The sequence below is a fragment of the Paenibacillus sp. Soil724D2 genome (assembly GCF_001427935.1).
In the GTDB taxonomy this organism is placed as follows: Bacteria; Bacillota; Bacilli; order Paenibacillales; family NBRC-103111; genus Paenibacillus_E.
The window spans coordinates 381,032-395,444 of sequence record NZ_LMRY01000001.1 but is presented as its reverse complement, the minus strand read 5'-3'; the positions used below and the strand labels follow the sequence as shown (position 1 = coordinate 395,444).

Sequence of the window (14,413 nt, the reverse complement as noted above, 5' to 3'; positions counted from 1 at the left end):
AACGGAGTGAATGCAATGAACTGGATATATTGGGCTAAATTATACGATTCCAAGTTTCAAGCGGGCTGCTTGGCGAAAAGAATGGAAGAGGATTGGTGGATTTACGGCTATGAATGTCCACAAGAAGTAGAAGTATTTAAGTCCAAAAAAGGGCGATTTGGCGTTCGTTATAACACGTAATTTACACGAAATACCCTAGAAATTAACGCTTGACTTAGACCGCGCATTTAGTGTATATTTATTTTTGTCGCTGTTGAGCGGCAGCTAATGACGCGGGGTGGAGCAGCCCGGTAGCTCGTCGGGCTCATAACCCGAAGGCCGCAGGTTCAAATCCTGCCCCCGCAACCAATAATTTATGGTGGGCCTATAGCTCAGTTGGTTAGAGCGGTCGGCTCATAACCGATTGGTCGGGGGTTCGAGTCCCTCTGGGCCCATAGCACGGAAACCCTTGGTATATAAGGGTTTTTATTATTTTATAACATCAAAAAAGCCTCTCGATCTCATCACTTTTCGATGATATGGAGAGGCTTTTTTTACGTTTTAGACCGAAATGTCGCACGCTTATCAAATATTCCTAAAGGGACAACGACCTTGAGTGTCGAAGAATTGTTCATGCACGATGCTGGCACTGATGGGATATGAGCATACTGGACAGTAAAAACAGGCTGAACTTTTGCAGAAATGGATGGGGATATATAATGACAACACTTCTCGGAATAGATTTAGGGACTTCCAGCGTGAAGACGGCTGCCATGGACCCCGCGGGACGGATGATAGGCTTATCTCAACAAAGTTATGACATTCATTCGCCCTTGGTCGGCTATGCGGAGCAAGAGCCTCAGCTATGGTGGGAGGCAGTACAACAAACCTTATCTGAATCTGTCAGGCAAGCAGGAATACGTAGCAGCGACCGTTACGCTATTGGCTTATCTGGACAAATGCATGGACTTGTTGCGATAGGTATGGACGGACAGGTGCTTCGGCCGGCGATTATTTGGTGCGATCAGCGTTCAATCAAACAAAAGGAACAGCTTGAGGCGAAGTATTCTCTCGAGCAGATTGGCAAGCTAGTACAGAACCGGGCTGCGACCGGGTTTCTGCTTTTATCGCTGTTGTGGTTAAAGCAGAATGAATCGGATACATATGAGAAGATTTGGAAAGTCATGCTGCCAAAGGATTATATCAGGTATAGGCTAACAGGCGAAGTAGGAACCGAGTCAACAGATGCATCAGGCACATTAGCTTATGATGTAGTCAATAAGTGTTGGTCTAGTGAACTGTTGGGACAGCTCGGCATCGATCCGGAACTGCTGCCAACAGTTCATGAGCCTTGGGAGGTTGCAGGAACGCTGACAACTGAGGCAGCAATTGATTGTGCCATTCCAGCAGGTACTGTTGTTGTCTTTGGTGGCGCAGACCAACCCATGCAGGCTATTGGCAATGGGATTTTACACACGCGACAGGCTTCATGTACGTTGGGCACAGGTGGACAATGGTTTGTCCCTGTAGAAACACCTATCTATGATCCCTTGCTGCGAACTCACACCTTCACCCACGCAGTCCCAGGCAAATGGTATATGATGGCGGCGATGCTGAATGCTGGCTTATCTCATAGATGGCTAACAGAAAATATCCTCCACAATAAGGATAGCAGATCACTCGATGAAAGTGCCGCTCAGGTTCCCGCAGGATCAGAAGGGCTTATTTTCTTACCTTACTTGACTGGGGAGCGAACCCCACATATGGACCCTTTCGCCAAAGGAGCTATGTTCGGTTTAACGCTAAAGCACAATGAAGCCCATTTGGTTCGGGCAGTCATGGAGGGAGTAGCTTTTGGGCTGCGCGATGGGTTGGAGGTATTGGTGGCATTGGGTGTGAGAGTTGACCGAATCGTGATGGCCGGTGGTGGAGCTAAAAGTGCCGTATGGCTGCAGATACTTGCAGATGTGCTAAGCTGTGAGTTATTTCCATCCACTATGGAAGAGCAGGCCTGTATTGGCGCGGCTATGATGGCAGGAGTAGGGGTAGGAGTATACAGATCTATAGAGGAAGCGTGTGAGATCGTGGTGAAGCAAGCTGAGAGACCGATTACGCCTATTTTGAAGAACAGATCCGTCTACGAAGAGCAGTACGCTTTCTTTAGAGAGTTATATCAATGCAATAAGGAATTGTTCAAAAGAATGAATGGTTTAACCAATCCTAGTCAATCAAGGCAATAACGCAAATCGACGAAAGCCTGAGAAATCAGGTTTTTTTGTTTTTGTGGGAATAAAAGTCACCCCGGTTAGAAATCTTATACAAGGTTGCTAAAAGCGAGATAAGGAAGGAGAGGTTTGAATGGGAATTTTAAGCGGGAAACCCAAAGACGAGCCCTTGCATTACGGGGAGGTTTATGATGTTTGGCAGCTCTCCATGGCAGCGAAGGGATGTATATCGGGTTATAGAGCCTTAAGCTATCATGCTGGAGATAAAGACTTAAAAGAAATCATCGGCGATGTCATCAACCAAGCCGAGTTAGAAGTCAAAGAGTGCGACGAAATTCTTAATAATAATGGTATCGTTCCTCATCCGGTACATCCTGACCGCCCGAAAGCGAAATTAGAGGAGATACCTATCGGGGCAAGATTCACTGATCCCGAGATCGCAGCTATGGTATCGGCAGATTTGGCGGCGGGTCTGATCACTTGCAGTCAGGTAATGGGCAAGTCTATTCGTGAAGACGTAGGTGCTCTTTTTGCAAAGTACCATGTCACCAAGGCTGCTATCGGATTAAAGGCTCTTCGACTAAGCAAAGAAAAGGGGTGGCTTGTCCCCCCGCCTCTACAAATCAAAAGACCTGAGTTAGTAGAAGCTTAAGATCCAAATATGAGGAGGATTTACAATGTATCAAGACCAAAATATCAATAGCCAATTTCAACAAACGCAAGGTATCATTGCACAACTCATAAACCAAACGCAACAATCTTCACAGATGTACCAACATATGCTTCAACAAGAGCAGCAAAACGCATTGAGACTTGAAGAGCTAGCACAACGGGAACAAAAAGCCGTCCAAATCATTCAATCCGCGCTGCAAGGCCACCAAATGGCTATTCAACAATTACAACAAGTTTCCCAGCTGTGCAGACAGCTTGAACAAACGGCTCAAAGCAGCTTTCAGTCTTTAAATATGCAGCAACCTCAACAACAAACGAATTATGGCAATTCATACGGTTCATCGGACCGAGGTTATCAGTAATACCAAGAATGAATAGTTGAAAAAAGATAGAGGCTGACGATATTCGTCGGCCTTTATTCGTTTATTTCAATAATCGAGAAAATGCGCCAGCTGCATCGGTTATTTGCCGCGATGAATGGATAGTGTGCTTAATTTAGGATGTTATTGTAAAATTAATTTTATTACGATATCAAAAGGAGAAAGCTATGTGCCGAAATATTAAAACACTATTCAATTTCGATCCTTTGGCTACTGATGATGAAATTCAGGCGGCCTCGCTGCAATTTGTAAGGAAAATCTCGGGCTTTACTGAGCCTTCAAAGGCGAATGAGGTGGCCTTCAATCAAGCTGTCAAAGAGGTTAGTTTAGTTGCCCGGAATCTGTTGGACTCGCTTGTAACCAATGCTGAGCCTCGTAATCGTGAGGTCGAGGTCGAACGTGCGCGTGCTAGGAATGCAAAAAGGTTCGGAACAAAAGAAGGTTAATGACATCCAAGATGAAGTAATTACGGGTTCTTTCTTTAAGGGAAAGAGCCTTATTTGTGTTTACATGGATAGGCTTTCAACTTGTCCTTGTAGCGCTCAAGCCTCGCTATGCATATTCTGTATGAAAACTAGTAGAAAATAGGTGATAGAAAGTGACCAAAGGTTTTGATTGTTCAACGCCTTTAACGGCACAAACCGCCGCTGCTTTCGTCAATGATGGCTACTTGTTTGTAGCCAGATATCTCGTTCCGAGTGGTTACAAGGCGTTAACCAAAAGTGAAGCAGACACGATCAGCGAGGCAGGACTCCAAATCGTATCCGTTTTCGAAACAACGGCGAATCGCGCTCTCGGAGGAAGAAGTGCTGGTTTGGCTGATGGGGCAACGGCTGTGCAGGTTGCTCATGATCTGGGCCAACCACCTGGCAGCTGTATTTACTTTGCTGTCGACTTTGACGCCTCAAGTGCCCAAATGCCAACCATTATTGCCTATCTCCGGGCAGCAAGTGAGGCGACACCCGAGTATACGACCGGTGTATATGGTTCTTATGCCGTGATGGAAGCCGTCCGTAATGTGGGAGCTTGCTCTCATTTTTGGCAAACGTATGCTTGGAGCGGAGGTAAAAAGTCTAATTTCATAAACATTTATCAATACTTGAACGATGTGGTTGAGCATGGGATTGGCGTGGATTACGATGAATCGTATGGAAAAGAAGGTTGGTGGAGTACGATAACAGTACCCGAGCCTCCCGAGTCGTATCCGCTGTCTCCTAAAGATGCCAATGTAATTATACCCTTCCTTTCGGCCGGATATGAGGCGACGTCGTCCACTGCTGCCAGGGAAGAATTTCATCGACTGGCTAATGAGCTGCGCAGAGTTTCGGGTCAACCGGAACAATAATCGCTCGAAAGTAAACCGAATCCTCCATTGATACGTTTACTCTATAGAGTAGATGTACAAATTCAAAGGAGGATTTTTAATATGAAAAAAAGTTTATTCGCGGTTGTACTCGGTTTCGGTTTGCTCACTACAAGCATCTTATCAGTTTCGGCTCAGGAACATGAGCCTGGACATGATAGCATGGCGGCTGACATGAGTATGAAAGCAGCGGTACAACAGCAGGTAAAATCCGATATGAAGCTCACTTTGAATGGCAAGCCCTTGCAGCTCGATGAGTCCTACCTTATTGATAACTCTTTGTTTGTGCCGTACCGTGCCTTTGCAGAAGGCATTGGATCAGAGGTAGGTTATGATGCCGCTACCCAAACGGTAACCGTAAAGAAGGACGCAAAAACGGTTAAACTCATGATCGGATCCTCAGAAGCCAATGTGGATGGCGCCAAAGTATCGATGGTCGGTCCTGCTCAGTTGATTAACAGTTCAACCTTCGTTCACTCCCGTTTTTTGGCTGAAGTGTTCGGGATTAAGGTCATGTATGATGAAGCAACGAGGACGGTTAATCTCGTTAGCGGAGGGACTTCTGGATCCGAGCAAGAGGTAGCTAAAACGTATTACGTGAATATTGAGGGCTTTGCTTTCAAAGAAGGGGATATTACCGTTGAAGCAGGCTCGACTGTTATCTTTACGAATAAGGATAAAGTGAAACACAACGCTGTCGCGGATGATGGCAGTTTCCAAACAGCGCTTTTGGCGACGGGTGAATCGGAAAGTGTTACGTTTGCTAAGCCAGGTGAGTATACGTACTTCTGTGAGCCTCATAAGAATTTCATGAAGGGTAAAATTACTGTAAAATAAAAATGATAAGCCCGGCATCTCTCGACTAGCTCCTGAGATGCCGGGCTTTATTATTGCATGACAGCGCTGCGGATATACCAGCGCTCATCCAGCGAAGCTCTTTCGAGATGAAAGAGCACGCGCCTGTTCGCAACCGCGGAAGGACGTACCGGCGTAGCCGAAACGTCAACCGCGGTGTCAAGCTGCAGGAGCTGGGACACGTCCCGCTCCGGGAACTTGGACAGGCGGCGCATGCTTCGCACATGCAGCGCCTGTTCTTGCCCTGTGGTGACCTGCAGCAGCTGCAGGTCACCTTGGTTCGCTGCGCTGATCCATACGTCGATCAGCGCCCAAGGCGAGAGCTTGCTGATGTATTCCGTCAGCAAGCCTGCCGCTCGGTGCACCATGACCTGGTGCGCCGGGTCGACGGAGCGGGAGCCGTGCGTCACGCTCCCGAGGAAGTGAATACAGAAATGACCGTTAAAGTCATTTCCCGGTATACCATCCCCACCATGCGGCATGCCGTGCATGGACCCGGCCAGCGTGCGGCCGTTCAGCTTCACGAGGACTGCTTTGCGGTCCCAGCTCCAGGCGCCGCCGTAAATGGTTTTGAGTGTCGCAGAGTCGGATTTGGTCAGCGGTTGTACATCCGCATGATGCGAGCCTGCGCGGCGCTGCCCCTCAAAGCTGAGACCGCTCTCCACGTCTACGATGGTGAATTTACTGTATTTGGGGAGGACTTCACTAGCCTCCTCCCAGGGAAGTATTTCGCCATAATGCTTGGCTCTAACAACTTGAACTTGCGAACGCAGTGTTTCTTGAGCGGTGCTTGAGATGTTTAACGTGAGTCTCGCCGCGAGATCTACCACTTCTCCATTCGGGGTGACACCATAACGTTGTGGCACACCTTTTTTGTCAAAGGAAAGCGTGGTGTCCGGGGGAAGCGGTGCGATGAATGGTGTACCAGTTCCTCCATCTTCAAGCTCTCGTTGCAATTTTTTATCTGCAAATATAGCTTCAGTTTGATAAGCCGCATGAGGTGAAACTTTAACGATCAGATGGAACTCTCCGGAACTCGCGGTTTCTTCAAGCAGTGGCATATAGCCGTGAGCCCATGTGTTTATACCTATTGCAGCTGTAAGAAGGTTTGTAAGCAACAGTGAGTAAAACAGCTTTAGGAGCAAGCTGTTTGCTCGGAGTGGATGCATAGGTTAGCTTCCTCCTCATTCAGTTTTATAAGCACATAATCAAGTTTTTACTAAATGTCTTAAATTTATGAACAGTAGTCCTGCTAATGCTGATCTATTTAGATTTGTGATAAAATAACAGAAGTATGCAGGATTTAGAACACGATTTGGAGAGGAAGGAAATACGAATGAAACCAAGCACGGGTAAACCGTTTGAACTATGGATAGAGACTGATCGTGTTGTAAGAGGTGACTTTTATGAAGCATTGTCACAACCGGCCAGAGGGACTTTAATTATTTGTCACGGGTACAAAGGTTTCAAAGATTGGGGAATGTTTCCGCATGCAGCTGAGGCGTTAGCCGAAGAGGTCGATGTGATTTCGATCAATTTTTCGCACAACGGCGTGGGAGCTGACTTACTTGAGTTTACGGAGCTTGAGAAATTTGCTCGAGAAACTTATTCCAAAGATTTAGAAGATTTGGATGCTGTTGTGAATGATATTCGTAACCGTGAAGGCTCAGCCACTCAGAAACCCGTTATTCTTTTAGGTCATAGCAGGGGAGCAGCTGTGTGCTTGATCTATGCACTTGATCATCTTGAACACATAGCCGGTGTGATTAGCTGGAACGGGATTGCGAATGTCGATTTGTTTACGGAGGAAAATAAAGGGGAGATGCGGGCAACAGGACGAACGTACACGATGAACGGTCGCACGAAGCAAAACATGCCGCTAGACCTCGAAATTTTAGAAGATATGGAGCATAATCGTGAGCGTTTCGATATCGTGGGAAGGATTAGCGGTGCTAATTTCCCAATCGCCCTTATTCAGGGGACGGAAGATGGAGAGAGAGGAATCCGAGGTTCTAAGAGGCTTGTTGAGCAAAATGCCGCCATTGCATGGATTAGAATTCCTGAGGGTAACCACACCTTTGGTTCTGTTCATCCATTTCAAGGGGAGACGAAGCCTCTGAAGGAAGCAATTCATGAAACCAAACGAACGATACAAGGGATGTTAGCCTAGACGATGTTAACGATTAGACAACTTAGTGCAGTTATCACGATAACGATTATAGGGCTTGCTGTCGCTTATTTTTTACATATTCCTTTGGTGATTGGATTTTCAGTGGGGCTTTTGACCTTGGCTTTCCTTATTTGGCGAGCGGAAACAACATTTTGGAACATCTTGAAAAGCATGTGGGAAGGTGTCAAGCATACCAAAGAGGTCATTTGGATTCTTGCCCTAGTTGGTGTGGTTATCCCTACATGGACATTGAGCGGTACGATCCCATTTATGATCGATTTGGGCCTTAGTATCGTTGATCCTAGTTTTTTTCTAACTTTTTCATTTGTACTTTCCGTTTGCATCTCTATGGTGTTGGGCACATCTACGGGTACACTCAGTTCTGTGGGTATCCCATTAATTGGTCTGGGGCTGCTGCTGCATATCCCGCTTCCTATGGTTGCTGGCGCACTTGTATCAGGTGCTTTCGTTGGTGATCGGACTTCACCATTTTCCAGTGCAAATAGACTTGTAGCTTCTTCAACAGGCGTATCCATGCAAGTCCTTTTTAAAGCCTTACTACCCACAACAATAGGTGCGCTAGGTGTAGCGCTGGGTTTTTTCTTAGTTTGCGATTTTCGTGGAGAATGGCATCAGAGTGACATCACGTTACACAATCAGCAGTTTGCTTCGGGTTTTAGGTACAGCTTGTGGCTCTTGTTGCCAGTATTTGTTCTATTGATTTCAATCCTTTTAAGGTTGAAAACAAGAAATGGCTTCCTCTTGTCGATTGCTTGTGCGATCGTAATTGGCTTGAGCTTGCAACAAATGACTTGGAATGAATGGCTGCATGATATGTGGTTTGGTTACCATTCCAGCTTATTTAACTCGCTGCAAACCAAAGGGCTTTCTAACATGACCGAGCTAATTGCACTTATCGCCCTCGCGGGTGCTTATAGTGGCATTTTAGAAAAGTATCGTATCCTAGAGACTTATATGCAAAAGCTGCTAGGGACGATGTCCGCTTCACTCCTTTCAGCGACTGTACGAACATCCCTATTTGGCCTTGGGCTTGGACTTGTTTCGTGCACACAAACATTGCCTATTATGATGACGGGGCGGAGTTTACTTCCTTTTTGGGAAGAGCGATTTCCTCGCAGTCAACTTGCCCGTGTTGTGGCTGATTCAAGCCTCATTCTAGCTGCTATGATTCCGTGGAACATGCTTGCCATCGTCTGTGGAACAATAGTAGGCGTACCCGTGCTGGCGTATATTGGCTATGCCCCTTTTCTTTGGGCTTTGCCTGTGTGTACTTTGCTGTGGTCTTTATGGTGGAGAAAAAGTGGAAGTTTAAGTAGTAGAAGAGGAGTGGGATTCAATGGCTAATACCTATTTTATATCGGACCATCACTTTGGTCATTCATCCATTATTGATTTCGAAGCTCGGCCTTTCGCCGATGCAGACGAAATGACCGCGACCATGATTGCCAAATGGAATGCTGTCGTCAGCCAAGAAGACAAAGTATTTCATCTAGGGGATTTTTCCTTCTTGAATAAAGAGCGAACCAAAACCGTTGTTTCGGAGCTAAATGGTTACAAAATCCTCATCCTAGGCAATCACGATCGGGGAAGGTCGAGAACTTGGTGGCTTGAAGTCGGTTTTGACGAAGTGAGCGAGTACCCGATCATTTATAAGAATTTCTTTTTCCTATCCCACGAGCCGATGTATATGAATAAACAAATGCCCTACGTCAATGTACACGGCCACATTCACAGCCAGAAATACGAGGGGCGTCATTATTTTAATGTGAGTGTGGAGCATTGGGATTATACGCCTGTTTCTTTTGAACAGATTCGAGATTCCGTTGTGGTGAGTGAGGAGCAGTCGTGAAGGTACGGTTTCATCGTACCTTTTTTCTAGTGTCAATCTTTAACTTCAAATAACTGCGTCCGATGATTATTAAAATCACCCCTGAGATTAAGTAACCAATATCATAAAGCAACCAATTCGGACTAGCAGGTTTAACATGATGTAAGCCTAAGAGTTGATGATCTATTAAACCTTCTAGTAAATTAAAAGCGCCGGCACCAATAATCATTGAACCGATAAAGTTTCGCCAGTTGAAACTCAGATGATCATTTGAAGCATCTTTAAATATTTTAACGCAGGCAAGCACTAGCAGTAGCGTTACAAACAAATTAAATACACCATCTGAGAACAGCTCAATCCGATGATTATGGTGGTCAATGACATGGTGCCACTGCAAAAACTGGTGAAAAAGGATGCCATCTACGGCACCCATAAAACCTAATCCTAGGATTAGTGCATTGATTAATAGATTCTTTGTTTTTATATCCATATACGATCATATCTCTCCCATGCATCCTAATGGTAGTGCATATGATAGTATTACCTCAGTAAATAAATGATAAACCTTTGTTTGCTGGGGGTGAAAAACGAAAGAAAGTCCTTACAATGTAAGGACTTTCTTAGTATGACCTGTAGTGGGCTCGAACCACTGACCCCTACCCTGTCAAGATAGTGCTCTCCCAGCTGAGCTAACAAGTCGTTTTTTGAAGACAATTAGTAATATACCAAGGATTTAAGTGATTGTCAACAGATGGTTATCATTCTTATTTACGCCAATTACGGAACAGCTTTTGGAAAAACGGAAGCGTTCCTCGTTTCTTTTTGGACCTGGGAATGTAAGATATGTTCGCCAATGAATCATGGCCTACGTCTTTTATGGGGAGCAGGGCGGAAAGTTCTTCCTTTGAGACTCCTTGTGCTGTCATAGTAGCTGTCAACCCTTCCGGACAATCTGACACTACTGTACCATATTTAGGGGCTTGTTTGATAGTGGGGCTTTCATCTTGGCTTGATTTATGGTAACTTGATGACAGTAGATCTTGGGAGGAACAAGGAAATGACGAAACAACAGCATCGTTGGAATTTGCGTTTGAAGAGCAGTAATGTATATTTAGGCACTGTATATTTAGGGGATCCGCTTCCAGAAATCGAAGATGTCATCATGATTGGCGAGAAGAAATATACGATCCTTGAGCTTGGGAGTAACCGTGACGCAAGTGACGTATTTGTTGAAGAAGTGAAAAAGAAATAAGGATTCAAAATGAAGCGCTATTCTAGTCGGATGATTCCGATGGATAGCGTTTTTTTTGGTTTCATATGCAATGAAAAGAGGCTGCTGTTACAGCCTCCGTGTATGTATTATGTGATGTTGTATAGAGAAGCAAGGCAATCAACGAACATTTTGTTATATTCTTCGCGGGTATAGTCTTTATTGCAGGCAATGTCTCTTCCTAGGAATTGATACCAAGTGATTTCGGTGGGAATCTTTTTGTATACAAACTTTTCGTTCTGGATGAGGAACGTATCATTCTCGAAATAAGGTACATTGTCAAATTGCAGAGCTTTTTCGCCTTTTTGTTCGCTAACTAATGTAGCCAAAAGAATGAGCATGCGATAGGGATCACGGAATATTTCATATTGTTCAGTCAAGGTAAACACTCCTTTATCAGATGACGGACAACGTAATCATACTAGAACTATTTCCAGAATAGAATACTTCCGTGGAAACTGGTGAGGAATTTGAAGGAATACATGATCATTTCGAAGGAAAAAAAGAAAAGACTGATTTTCACTCTAAGGAGGATCGAGTGAATCAGTCTTTTTTGCTTGCTCCTACATCAAAGGATTAGCGTTTGAAGCTGGAAAGTTGTTGCTCAGCTATTTGCACTAATCGCTTCGTGATGTTGCCACCAATGGCACCGGCATCACGTGTTGCCAAATTACCGTTGTAACCATTAGGGGAGAGAGGGACACCAATTTCCTGAGCGACTTCATACTTCAGTTGATCCAATGCTGCCTTTGCTTGTTGTACGACTAAAGTGTTGTTTCTAGCCATTCATAATCATCTCCTTTTTTTTGGTACACCAGTATTATTTGAATGTTCAGATTATTTATTCATGAAATTTAAATAAATTTACAAGTTTTTTTACTGTCTTCCGAACATCAATAAACCCCCAACCAATAGGTTGGGGGAGAATATATAATTAGGATGATTATTCCTCTTCGGATTCCGTGCTTTCTTCCGCAGCAGCAGCTTCTTGGGTAGCTTCTGCAACTTCTTCAGACACCTCTTCGTTCACCACTTCTTCGGTGGACTCTGGGGCGGTTTCTTCTTCATTTTGTACAACTTCTTCCTCTTGGCTCATATATTGTCACCTCCTTTGATACGTATAGTATCATCATAGCGGCTTCTAGCAGGCTAAACAAGTAGGGGAGTGGGGGATTTGATAGATTTAATGTAACCTTAATCGGTTTGTCATTCCATGTGAAATTCGTATAGCAATATAAGTCGTATCCTACGAGAAAATGCTTTGTTTTCGCCTGATAGTACGATTAAGCATGTTTTATTTTTTCTATGAATATACATGAGGCGAAGCAGTAAAAGTTCACGATTTACTAAATTGAGCTTATGCTTACGAAGTTAGTTTTCTTACGAAAACTCTTAGGAGGAATCCGAATGAATCGCTCGGATGTTATTTTGGAGTTACAACTTGTACCGGAATTGCTTAAACAAGCAGAAGCCATCTATGTGGATGCGGTATCGGAACTGGCCTGGGCAAAGCATCAGCTTCTAGCCAAAGAATGTGAAGTTATTGGGGACGGAATGGTTACAGGGAAAAATGAGCTTCACCGACAAGCGGAGATGTGGCCATACACCAAAGATTTACAGCAGCAAGTTTTGCGAATGGAAGACGCCGTCGAGCATACGAAGGTTGAGTTCCATTTCTACAAGAGGAAGCTAGAGAATCTGCAAATCATTGCGAAGCTTATGACGATCTTATAATGAGATAATGAAATGAATCAAGCCTGTAATCGAGAGATTACGGGCTTTTTGCTATAGAACGCTTATTATGAAAAAATTGTTCTTTTAATGCGGTTACAGTGTAATGCAGTTGTGCATCCTAAGGGTAGATTATGTAAAAGCCAAGTATTCGGGAGGATATCGCCAGTATGAAAACAATTAAGATCATCATGACTGCCAGTTTGGGGTTGCTTGTACTTACCGCATGTCAAAGTGTGAAGAGCACAGTAACGACAGAAGCCGCAGCACCACCTTCAGAGCTGCAAGTTTCACTTATTGGTTCGAGCGGCCAACCTATAGGTACTGCCCATTTAACATCTGTTCAGGATGGAGTTCAAATTGATCTCCAAGTTAGCGGGCTGACACCAGGAAAACATGGCTTACACTTTCACGAAAAAGCAGTCTGTGAAGCCCCCAACTTTGAATCGGCAGGCGCTCACTTCAATCCATTTAAGAAGGAACACGGGTTTCACAATCCTAAAGGTTTCCATGCAGGGGATCTCCCCAATTTGGTCGTGGATGCACAGGGAAATGGAAAGTTCAATGCCATTACAAAGTCGGCAGTGCTGCTTCTAGACAAGCCTAATTCATTGTTGAAGCAAGGGGGAGCTAGTCTGGTCATCCATGAGAAAGAAGATGATCTGAAGACGGATCCATCCGGTAATTCGGGTAATCGAATTGCATGCGGTGTTGTGAAATAATGGAAGGAGCTGTCTGACAACATGATTAAAACACAGGATCTCAAGCTGCAAATGGATGAACTAACCAAACAAAATGATATGGTACTCATCGAGCTAGAGCAAGTAAAGAAGATGTTGATTAACAGCTCTCAAAGCTCACAAGGAAGCCAGGGGCAGCAACAATTTAATAATAGCAGTAGTGATCAGCAAACCTCTAACTCTAATCAACAGGCGCAGGGTCAAGACCAAGACCAAGATCAGAATCAGAATCAAAGTAAAAGGGCCGGTCAAGGTGACGCGAACGGTCAGCAAGTAACGGACTTAGCCAATGATTTATTGAAAATCAAGGATCTCGTAGAAAAGTTAGAACAAAAAACGTCCCAATATGTTAGCAGTCAGTCCAATGGTACATTAAATGAGAAAGATGCGGTCAATCTTATTTTGACTTTAATGAATGGTATGGTAGATTGGGCAAGCGAATTTGTTTCATCCAGAGCATCGTCGAATGGGCAAGTACAATAGTTTAAAACGTCTATGAAAAGGCAAAAGGGCCGCAGAAAGCAGCTCTTTTGTCTTTTTTGTCGAATTCTAACTTAATTCATTAAGTGAACTTAATGAAAGGTTTGTTGATTTTTTAGGCGATTCGACAATATGTCCATATTTACAGATGGCAGAATGACCGATAAAGTAAAGTGTAGACAAAAAGAAAGAGACAAACCTGGATGGGGTGTTGCAATCGTGAGAGAAATCGATATTAATCACGTCATGAGTCAGCTTGGAATTCAGCCATCACAATGGCAAGAGCTGCGAGATCAAGAAGATCAACAAGAGGAAGTTGAACGTACATGCGTTATAGACACATCGATGGAAACTTCCTAAATTACTTAATAACTCCCACGCCATCAAGTTTCACCTGGATATTCACGTAAAACTCTAACTCATGATAGAGGGCTTGCCACGCTTTCCATTCTTCTTTTACTGTGCCAAAGTGATGAGCTCTATAATCTAACCCAAAGCCTAACGGATCCACATTTGCTTTTTGGAACTTCTTCAGCAAATTTATGATCAGGGTTTCACATGTTTTCACAATGGCTTCTTCATAGGTTTTTAATTTATTGGGGTCAAGTGGCTTCAACGTTTGCTCTCATCACATTAAATATTCGTGTTTCGTCAGCGTTTAAATGGAGTTTGGTTTTTTCCTTATCGAAAATAACGGAA

21 protein-coding genes and 3 tRNA genes are annotated in these 14,413 nt (G+C 44.2%); 17 read left to right on the top strand and 7 right to left on the bottom strand.

Translation table 11 applies throughout. The features are described 5' to 3' along the window. Window positions 1-15: 15 nt before the first annotated feature. The 9 genes from ASG85_RS38700 to ASG85_RS01935 all read left to right on the top strand — a co-directional run bounded on the left by ASG85_RS38700 (window position 16) and on the right by ASG85_RS01935 (window position 5,456). A complete protein-coding gene (locus ASG85_RS38700) occupies window positions 16-180 on the top strand; it encodes a hypothetical protein (RefSeq protein ID WP_164484139.1) in 165 nt (54 codons plus the stop codon). A 91-nt stretch (window positions 181-271) separates the two neighbouring features. Next, window positions 272-348 (top strand) — tRNA-Met (locus tag ASG85_RS01970). Between the two features lie 12 nt (window positions 349-360). Next, window positions 361-434, top strand: a tRNA-Ile gene (locus ASG85_RS01965). A 264-nt stretch (window positions 435-698) separates the two neighbouring features. Beyond that, complete coding sequence (gene xylB, locus ASG85_RS01960; protein ID WP_060645233.1) at window positions 699-2,219, top strand: xylulokinase; 1,521 nt, start codon at window positions 699-701, stop codon at window positions 2,217-2,219. Window positions 2,220-2,337: 118 nt separating this feature from the next. Continuing rightward, complete coding sequence (locus ASG85_RS01955) at window positions 2,338-2,856, top strand: DUF3231 family protein (protein WP_060645232.1); 519 nt, start codon at window positions 2,338-2,340, stop codon at window positions 2,854-2,856. A gap of 25 nt (window positions 2,857-2,881) precedes the next feature. After that, window positions 2,882-3,238 (top strand): hypothetical protein, encoded by a 357-nt coding sequence (locus ASG85_RS01950; RefSeq protein WP_060645231.1) that lies wholly within the window; start codon window positions 2,882-2,884, stop codon window positions 3,236-3,238. Window positions 3,239-3,423: 185 nt separating this feature from the next. Then, the gene (locus tag ASG85_RS01945) at window positions 3,424-3,702 is read left to right on the top strand and encodes a DUF2277 domain-containing protein (protein ID WP_057303000.1); all 279 of its coding nucleotides are present in this window, start codon (window positions 3,424-3,426) and stop codon (window positions 3,700-3,702) included. Window positions 3,703-3,854: 152 nt separating this feature from the next. Beyond that, window positions 3,855-4,601, top strand: coding sequence for a DUF1906 domain-containing protein (locus tag ASG85_RS01940; protein ID WP_060645230.1), 747 nt, complete (start codon window positions 3,855-3,857; stop codon window positions 4,599-4,601). An 81-nt stretch (window positions 4,602-4,682) separates the two neighbouring features. After that, complete coding sequence (locus ASG85_RS01935; protein ID WP_060645229.1) at window positions 4,683-5,456, top strand: stalk domain-containing protein; 774 nt, start codon at window positions 4,683-4,685, stop codon at window positions 5,454-5,456. A 50-nt stretch (window positions 5,457-5,506) separates the two neighbouring features. On the opposite strand, the gene ASG85_RS01930 is transcribed toward ASG85_RS01935, so the two are convergent. Next, complete coding sequence (locus ASG85_RS01930; protein WP_060645228.1) at window positions 5,507-6,643, bottom strand: hypothetical protein; 1,137 nt, start codon at window positions 6,641-6,643, stop codon at window positions 5,507-5,509. A gap of 167 nt (window positions 6,644-6,810) precedes the next feature. Here ASG85_RS01930 and ASG85_RS01925 point away from each other — a divergent pair, with 167 nt between their 5' ends. From ASG85_RS01925 to ASG85_RS01915, 3 genes are read left to right on the top strand one after another with little or no spacing between them, the layout of a single operon-like run. Continuing rightward, window positions 6,811-7,644, top strand: a complete 834-nt coding sequence (locus tag ASG85_RS01925; protein ID WP_060645227.1) for an alpha/beta hydrolase family protein — start codon at window positions 6,811-6,813, stop codon at window positions 7,642-7,644. Window positions 7,645-7,647: 3 nt separating this feature from the next. After that, complete coding sequence (locus tag ASG85_RS01920; RefSeq protein ID WP_060645226.1) at window positions 7,648-9,009, top strand: Na+/H+ antiporter NhaC family protein; 1,362 nt, start codon at window positions 7,648-7,650, stop codon at window positions 9,007-9,009. Then, window positions 9,002-9,514: a metallophosphoesterase gene (locus ASG85_RS01915; RefSeq protein WP_060645225.1), complete on the top strand. Its 513-nt coding sequence runs from the start codon at window positions 9,002-9,004 to the stop codon at window positions 9,512-9,514. The genes ASG85_RS01920 and ASG85_RS01915 overlap by 8 nt, the downstream gene beginning before the upstream one ends. 10 nt (window positions 9,515-9,524) lie before the next feature. On the opposite strand, the gene ASG85_RS01910 is transcribed toward ASG85_RS01915, so the two are convergent. After that, window positions 9,525-9,983, bottom strand: coding sequence for a DUF2243 domain-containing protein (locus tag ASG85_RS01910; RefSeq protein WP_060645224.1), 459 nt, complete (start codon window positions 9,981-9,983; stop codon window positions 9,525-9,527). Between the two features lie 136 nt (window positions 9,984-10,119). After that, window positions 10,120-10,192 (bottom strand) — tRNA-Val (locus ASG85_RS01905). A gap of 358 nt (window positions 10,193-10,550) precedes the next feature. On the opposite strand from ASG85_RS01905, the gene ASG85_RS01900 reads away from it, so the two are divergent. Continuing rightward, window positions 10,551-10,745 (top strand): hypothetical protein, encoded by a 195-nt coding sequence (locus ASG85_RS01900; protein WP_057302992.1) that lies wholly within the window; start codon window positions 10,551-10,553, stop codon window positions 10,743-10,745. 107 nt (window positions 10,746-10,852) lie between these two features. Here the strand turns inward: ASG85_RS01900 and ASG85_RS01895 are convergent, their stop codons facing one another. From ASG85_RS01895 to ASG85_RS37540, 3 genes are all read right to left on the bottom strand, one after another. Next, complete coding sequence (locus ASG85_RS01895) at window positions 10,853-11,152, bottom strand: hypothetical protein (RefSeq protein WP_235549209.1); 300 nt, start codon at window positions 11,150-11,152, stop codon at window positions 10,853-10,855. Window positions 11,153-11,339: 187 nt separating this feature from the next. Beyond that, a complete protein-coding gene (locus ASG85_RS01890; RefSeq protein ID WP_057302991.1) occupies window positions 11,340-11,549 on the bottom strand; it encodes an alpha/beta-type small acid-soluble spore protein in 210 nt (69 codons plus the stop codon). A 157-nt stretch (window positions 11,550-11,706) separates the two neighbouring features. Next, on the bottom strand, window positions 11,707-11,859 hold the full coding sequence (locus tag ASG85_RS37540) for a hypothetical protein (RefSeq protein WP_156389946.1): 153 nt from the start codon (window positions 11,857-11,859) through the stop codon (window positions 11,707-11,709). Between the two features lie 311 nt (window positions 11,860-12,170). Between ASG85_RS37540 and ASG85_RS01885 the strand changes: the two genes are divergently transcribed. The 4 genes from ASG85_RS01885 to ASG85_RS01870 all read left to right on the top strand — a co-directional run bounded on the left by ASG85_RS01885 (window position 12,171) and on the right by ASG85_RS01870 (window position 14,074). Next, entirely contained in the window at window positions 12,171-12,497 is a 327-nt protein-coding gene (locus ASG85_RS01885; RefSeq protein ID WP_047672455.1) for a hypothetical protein, read from the top strand. A 167-nt stretch (window positions 12,498-12,664) separates the two neighbouring features. Next, the gene (locus ASG85_RS01880; RefSeq protein WP_057302990.1) at window positions 12,665-13,216 is read left to right on the top strand and encodes a superoxide dismutase family protein; all 552 of its coding nucleotides are present in this window, start codon (window positions 12,665-12,667) and stop codon (window positions 13,214-13,216) included. 21 nt (window positions 13,217-13,237) lie between these two features. Continuing rightward, a complete protein-coding gene (locus ASG85_RS01875; protein WP_057302989.1) occupies window positions 13,238-13,717 on the top strand; it encodes a hypothetical protein in 480 nt (159 codons plus the stop codon). Window positions 13,718-13,846: 129 nt separating this feature from the next. Beyond that, window positions 13,847-14,074: a hypothetical protein gene (locus tag ASG85_RS01870; RefSeq protein ID WP_057302988.1), complete on the top strand. Its 228-nt coding sequence runs from the start codon at window positions 13,847-13,849 to the stop codon at window positions 14,072-14,074. A 1-nt stretch (window position 14,075) separates the two neighbouring features. Here ASG85_RS01870 and ASG85_RS01865 read toward each other — a convergent pair whose 3' ends face one another. Continuing rightward, a complete protein-coding gene (locus tag ASG85_RS01865; protein ID WP_060645223.1) occupies window positions 14,076-14,330 on the bottom strand; it encodes a Ger(x)C family spore germination C-terminal domain-containing protein in 255 nt (84 codons plus the stop codon). Window positions 14,331-14,413: the final 83 nt, after the last annotated feature.

What these genes read in the sequence shown, in the direction of transcription:
- ASG85_RS01910 (WP_060645224.1), bottom strand. Translation starts at nt 9,983, where the DNA reads ATGGATATAAAAACAAAGAATCTATTAATCAATGCACTAATCCTAGGA.
- ASG85_RS01875 (WP_057302989.1), top strand. Translation starts at nt 13,238, where the DNA reads ATGATTAAAACACAGGATCTCAAGCTGCAAATGGATGAACTAACCAAA.
- ASG85_RS01915 (WP_060645225.1), top strand. Translation starts at nt 9,002, where the DNA reads ATGGCTAATACCTATTTTATATCGGACCATCACTTTGGTCATTCATCC.
- ASG85_RS01880 (WP_057302990.1), top strand. Translation starts at nt 12,665, where the DNA reads ATGAAAACAATTAAGATCATCATGACTGCCAGTTTGGGGTTGCTTGTA.
- ASG85_RS01935 (WP_060645229.1), top strand. Translation starts at nt 4,683, where the DNA reads ATGAAAAAAAGTTTATTCGCGGTTGTACTCGGTTTCGGTTTGCTCACT.
- ASG85_RS01885 (WP_047672455.1), top strand. Translation starts at nt 12,171, where the DNA reads ATGAATCGCTCGGATGTTATTTTGGAGTTACAACTTGTACCGGAATTG.
- ASG85_RS01950 (WP_060645231.1), top strand. Translation starts at nt 2,882, where the DNA reads ATGTATCAAGACCAAAATATCAATAGCCAATTTCAACAAACGCAAGGT.
- ASG85_RS01870 (WP_057302988.1), top strand. Translation starts at nt 13,847, where the DNA reads ATGTCCATATTTACAGATGGCAGAATGACCGATAAAGTAAAGTGTAGA.
- xylB (WP_060645233.1), top strand. Translation starts at nt 699, where the DNA reads ATGACAACACTTCTCGGAATAGATTTAGGGACTTCCAGCGTGAAGACG.
- ASG85_RS01890 (WP_057302991.1), bottom strand. Translation starts at nt 11,549, where the DNA reads ATGGCTAGAAACAACACTTTAGTCGTACAACAAGCAAAGGCAGCATTG.
- ASG85_RS38700 (WP_164484139.1), top strand. Translation starts at nt 16, where the DNA reads ATGAACTGGATATATTGGGCTAAATTATACGATTCCAAGTTTCAAGCG.
- ASG85_RS37540 (WP_156389946.1), bottom strand. Translation starts at nt 11,859, where the DNA reads ATGAGCCAAGAGGAAGAAGTTGTACAAAATGAAGAAGAAACCGCCCCA.
- ASG85_RS01955 (WP_060645232.1), top strand. Translation starts at nt 2,338, where the DNA reads ATGGGAATTTTAAGCGGGAAACCCAAAGACGAGCCCTTGCATTACGGG.
- ASG85_RS01945 (WP_057303000.1), top strand. Translation starts at nt 3,424, where the DNA reads ATGTGCCGAAATATTAAAACACTATTCAATTTCGATCCTTTGGCTACT.
- ASG85_RS01925 (WP_060645227.1), top strand. Translation starts at nt 6,811, where the DNA reads ATGAAACCAAGCACGGGTAAACCGTTTGAACTATGGATAGAGACTGAT.
- ASG85_RS01930 (WP_060645228.1), bottom strand. Translation starts at nt 6,643, where the DNA reads ATGCATCCACTCCGAGCAAACAGCTTGCTCCTAAAGCTGTTTTACTCA.
- ASG85_RS01900 (WP_057302992.1), top strand. Translation starts at nt 10,551, where the DNA reads ATGACGAAACAACAGCATCGTTGGAATTTGCGTTTGAAGAGCAGTAAT.
- ASG85_RS01920 (WP_060645226.1), top strand. Translation starts at nt 7,648, where the DNA reads ATGTTAACGATTAGACAACTTAGTGCAGTTATCACGATAACGATTATA.